The organism is Arthrobacter sp. TB 26, assembly GCF_000427315.1.
Taxonomy (GTDB): domain Bacteria; phylum Actinomycetota; class Actinomycetes; order Actinomycetales; family Micrococcaceae; genus Arthrobacter.
On record NZ_AUPJ01000377.1, the window covers coordinates 1 to 2809 of the forward strand.

3 protein-coding genes and 1 pseudogene are annotated in these 2809 nt (G+C 71.4%); 1 reads left to right on the forward strand and 3 read right to left on the reverse strand.

What is annotated here, in order from left to right; translation table 11 throughout:
• Positions 1 to 673, reverse strand: a 673-nt coding sequence (locus K789_RS23230; RefSeq protein WP_237739611.1) for a helix-turn-helix transcriptional regulator, incomplete at its 3' end; no start/stop codon positions are given.
• Positions 674 to 1162: 489 nt separating this feature from the next.
• Here K789_RS23230 and K789_RS0114645 point away from each other — a divergent pair.
• Positions 1163 to 1444: a hypothetical protein gene (locus K789_RS0114645; RefSeq protein ID WP_024367407.1), complete on the forward strand. Its 282-nt coding sequence runs from the start codon at positions 1163 to 1165 to the stop codon at positions 1442 to 1444.
• Between the two features lie 28 nt (positions 1445 to 1472).
• Here the strand turns inward: K789_RS0114645 and K789_RS0114650 are convergent, their stop codons facing one another.
• Together K789_RS0114650 and K789_RS0114655 are read right to left on the reverse strand one after the other, a co-directional pair.
• Positions 1473 to 2378, reverse strand: coding sequence for an alpha/beta hydrolase (locus tag K789_RS0114650; RefSeq protein WP_024367408.1), 906 nt, complete (start codon positions 2376 to 2378; stop codon positions 1473 to 1475).
• Positions 2375 to 2809: pseudogene (locus K789_RS0114655) on the reverse strand (hypothetical protein); the annotation flags it as partial. The pseudogene K789_RS0114655 and the gene K789_RS0114650, both read right to left, overlap by 4 nt.

The following is a 2809-nucleotide window of genomic DNA, read 5'->3' on the forward strand; positions in this document are numbered from 1 at the left end:
CCTTGAACTGGTCCTGCACGGTGTAGGGGCGGATTCCCAGGGCGGCTGCCAGCTCGGCCGTGTTAAGTCCGCCGGCGGTGAGTCCCAGGAGCCGGTGCTGCTGCGGGGTCAGGGCAAAGCAGTGGGCGAACACCTCCAGCCGGTCCGCCGCCGGGCACTCCTGGATGGTCACCGCGAGCGGAGGCGTTGCCCCGGGCCGGCGGGCGTCCATCCTGGTGGAGCGCAGCAGCGCCCAGGCGCCGCGGCCCACGGGAAGACGCGACATCGCCGGGCGGGCATCCACCCCGGCGTCCCTTGCCAGCAGCTGGGCGGCGACGTTGAGGACCTCCGCCGGAATGCCCTCATACGGCCGGGGCCCGCGCTGCAGCAGCCCCAGCCAGTCGCCGGCTGAGGCGGTCTGTCCCACCACGGCCAGTCCCTCGTCGAGCGTCAGCACAGCCTGCGGCGGCAAGGGCTTCCGGACAGCCAGCCCGGCAGCGCCCCTCCCTTCCGCGTCCCGCCGGCACTGCGCCGCCCGGCTCCGCCGGAGCCCCGCCGCCACGAGCGGCGCCACCGTGGCAAGGTACTCCGTCTCCGGCTCGGTGAAGATGCCCTCGTCCCCGGAACGCCAAAGGTCCAGCCAGCCCCAGCAGCCGTGTTTGTCGGCGAAGACCGCGGACAGCACGTCCGTCACCCCGTAACGGGCCAGCAGCCCGGACCACAGGGGGCTGCGCGACGGGTGGCCGNCCCGTCGCCATCAGCAGAGTGGTGGCCGGCCGGTGCTGGCCCATGAGGGCGGTCCAGCGGCAGTCCGGGGTCAGGTACTTGAGCCGGATCAGGTCCGGAAGCTCATCCGGACAGGGGATCCTGGCCATCGGCGAAATGCCGGTGGCCGTTTCGGGGTCCGCCAGCGGCCAGGCGTAGGCGCTGAACGGCACCATCCGGCCCAGTTCCGCCAGCACTCCCCGGCGCAGCTCCCGGTCGTCGGGGACGTCGCGGCAGAGCTGCCCGATGCGTTCCAGGCTCCGGCTCAACGCCCAGCTCGTGGTCATGGATTCAGTATGCCCCTTGGGCTTTGCCTGCTGAATCCGCCCCAGATTTCTGGGATACCGCACGCTGGCCGCCCGCGCCTAACGTGGATTATCCCCGCAACGACGGGAAACCGAGGGAAAGAGGAATTGTGATGTACACCCTGCAGATCGAGCACGGGATCAAGGATTTTGGCCTCTGGAAGAGCGCCTTCGACCGTGACCCCGTCAACCGCGCGGCGTCGGGCGTGACCGCGCACCGCATCAGCCGCCCGGTGGAGGATCCGCACCATGTGGTCGTCGAACTCGATTTCGAGCGTCGGGCCCAGGCGGAAGCCCTCCTGGCGAACCTTCAGGCGAACGTCTGGCCGTCCCCCGCGGCGGCCCCCGCCCTCCAGGGTGCCCCGAAAACCCGGATCCTGGAGTCAGCCAGCTGATGCGCCGGCGCCACCCGGCGCCCACTGGCTACGCGACCGCCAGGGCCTCCCGCACTGTGTCCGCGACAGCAGCGGCCCCCGCCCCGCCCATGACGATCGTGTAGTGGTTCACGTCCGGGACCTCGCGGACGGTCAAGGCCGGAAGCTTCTCCGCCCAGGCATCCAGATAGCCGGGCACGTACAGGCCGCCGGGCTCGTTCAGCAGGCCGCGCGGCGCCCGCAGCACGAGGGTCTCCACCGAGAGTTCCTCCAGGGCTTTCAGGAGTGAGGCGCCACGGTGCAGCTCGGCGGTGTCGTCCGCCATCGCCTGGTACCGTGTGGCCGGCCGGAGCACGGGTGCCTCGCCGGTGAGGTCGTAGTCGACGTATTCCTCCACGAGCGGGCTCCAGTCCGCGCTGAACGCCGGATGCTGCCGCCAGAAGCTGCGGTAGACCTCGCGGCTGGCGAACGTGGCGTTCAGGCGCTCCGCCGCCGGACCCAGCACGGCGGCGACGATCTGCTCGTCGCTGAGTCCCGCCGGCACCTGCAGCGGCAGTCCGCCGTCGACCAGCACCAGGGACCGTACCCGCTCCGGGTACAGGTTCGCGAGGACCACGGAGGCGAAGGCGCCCATCGAGTGGCCAACGACCACGACGGGCCCGGTGTTTAGCGCGGCCAGCACGGCCGCGAGGTCCTCGGCGTGGGACGGCATTCCGTACGGCGCGGGCAGCGCGTTGCTCCGGCCCCGGCCGCGCAGGTCCGGGGCAATGATCCTGATGTCCGGCAGGGCCAGGGCCAGCGCCGGCCAGGCCTTGTGGGACGCTGTCACGCCGTGCACCGCGAGGATGGTCGGGGCGGCCGGGTCCTCGGGGCCCCAGAGGGCGGTGTGCAGGGTTCCGCCGCGGACCGCGACCCCGGTGGTCCGGTAGCTGGAGTTGCTGGTTGCCTGGATCATGGGGCTGTCCCTTCCGGGGTCTGAATGGTGCTGAAGGCGGGGCCGGGTTCGGCGCTGGGGGTGGCGCCCGGCGCCGGGGCGAGCGCACGCTCGATGAACTGCATCATTTCCTCAAAGACTTCCTCGGGGACGTCCGGCCGGGCGCCCTGCGCGGGTTCGGTGCCTTCCTCGTCCCACAGCACCCAGCGCATGCCGATCAGCTCGCCGATGCCCATCAGGGCCCAGGCCGCGACGGTGGGATCCATCGCCCGGACTTCGCCGCTGAGCTGCGCGGCTTTGAGCCCCTCGATGTAGCCGTTGACGATCCGGGTGTAGTGCAGCCGCAGCGCGCCGGGTGAGACGAATTCGGCCTGCCGGATGATCCGGTACAGCGCCGGATGTTCCGCGGTGAACTTGAAGAAGGCCCGGAAACCCGCGCGTTCGGCCGCGAG

Coding starts and splice junctions, on each gene's coding strand:
- K789_RS0114645 (WP_024367407.1), top strand. CDS start 1,163: ATGTACACCCTGCAGATCGAGCACGGGATCAAGGATTTTGGCCTCTGG.
- K789_RS0114650 (WP_024367408.1), bottom strand. CDS start 2,378: ATGATCCAGGCAACCAGCAACTCCAGCTACCGGACCACCGGGGTCGCG.